This window comes from Streptomyces sp. NPDC090442 (assembly GCF_044769405.1).
Taxonomy (GTDB): Bacteria; Actinomycetota; Actinomycetes; order Streptomycetales; family Streptomycetaceae; genus Streptomyces.
Map to the genome: position 1 here is coordinate 1 of NZ_JBIVXW010000270.1, position 1,270 is coordinate 1,270.

Sequence of the window (1,270 nt, forward strand, 5' to 3'; positions counted from 1 at the left end):
CGTGCTCGTCCGCGCGACGGCCTGCTGAATCACCCACCAGCCGAACTCCCAGGCCAACACGCCCCAACATCAATCGCGGGGCAGCCCGTTAGAGGTGGACGCCGGGGATGTCGAACGGCGGCTTGTGGCAGGTGAGTTGGGGTGCCCGGCGTGTGGCGGGGTCTTGGCGCCGTGGGGGTGGGCGAGGGCGCATGGGCTGCGTGGGATGGGTGAGGGGCGTCTTGGCCTTCGGCCGCGTCGCTCGCGGTGCTCGGGCTGCGGGGCGACGCATGTGTTGCTGCCGGTCAGCGGTCTGTCGCGGCGGGCGGATGTGGCCGAGGTGATCGGGGCCGCGCTTGAGATGAAGGCGGCCGGGGTCGGGCATCGGACGATTGCCGGGCGGCTGGGTCGTCCGGAGGCGACGGTGCGGGGGTGGCTGCGGCGGTTCGCCGGCCGGGCCCGCTTGGTCGCGGGGGTGTTCACCGCTCATCTGGTCGCGCTCGCCGATGACCCCGCGGTGGTGCTGCCGGCGCCCGCGGCTGGTGTGTTCGGTGACGCGGTCGCCGCCGTGATCGCTGCCGCGATGGCGGTCCGGTCCAGGTTCTTGGTGGTCGCCGTGCCGGTCTGGGAGGTGGCCTCGGCGGTCAGCCGTGGCCTGCTGTTAGCGCCTGCCTGGTTGCCCTCGGCATGGTGATAACGATCAACACGAACTGCCCCTGACGGGTGGTGGGGGTGAGGCTCCATACTCGCTGGCTGACATGTCCGCAGCCCTTTTGGAGGTCACCGACGATGGCTCTGGTCGATGAGGAGGAACGCCGGCGGGCCGAGCGGGCCCACCAGGTCGCCCTGTTCCGCTACCAGTTGATCCGTGAGGCAGCCGACCCTGCCCTGAGTCCACGTCAACGTGGGGCGATGGTCCGGGCGTTGGCGGCGAAGACGCACACGGACCCGTTCGGACGGCAGATCACCGTGGGCCGGGGCACCCTGGACCGGTGGCTCAGGTCCTGGCGTGAGGGCGGCTTCGACGCACTGCTGCCGCCGACGAGGCAGGTCACGCCGAGGACGCCGGAGGAAGTTCTCGACCTGGCGGCCGCGCTCAAGCGGGAGAACCCGCAGCGCACGACCGGGCAGGTGGTACGGACTCTGACCCAGCACCTGGGCTGGGGCCCCTCCTATCGCACCGTCCACCGGCACCTAGCTTGACTCTGTCGGGGATCTTGGATTTTCCCGGTGAGCTGGGGTGATCGGTGGGCATGCTCGGGGTGTTCCGAGAGCCCATGCAGTTGTCGAG

The 1,270-nt window shown here is 70.6% G+C and carries 2 protein-coding genes; both read left to right on the forward strand.

Annotation, left to right across the window (positions count from 1 at the left end; translation table 11 throughout):
• Positions 1 to 271 precede the first annotated feature (271 nt).
• Positions 272 to 673: a helix-turn-helix domain-containing protein gene (locus ACIQU6_RS44970; protein WP_403488556.1), complete on the forward strand. Its 402-nt coding sequence runs from the start codon at positions 272 to 274 to the stop codon at positions 671 to 673.
• A gap of 95 nt (positions 674 to 768) precedes the next feature.
• Positions 769 to 1,182 (forward strand): helix-turn-helix domain containing protein, encoded by a 414-nt coding sequence (locus tag ACIQU6_RS44975; protein ID WP_403488558.1) that lies wholly within the window; start codon positions 769 to 771, stop codon positions 1,180 to 1,182.
• Positions 1,183 to 1,270: the final 88 nt, after the last annotated feature.

Excerpts from the sequence above, each read along its gene's own strand:
- ACIQU6_RS44975 (WP_403488558.1), top strand. The coding sequence starts at position 769 with ATGGCTCTGGTCGATGAGGAGGAACGCCGGCGGGCCGAGCGGGCCCAC.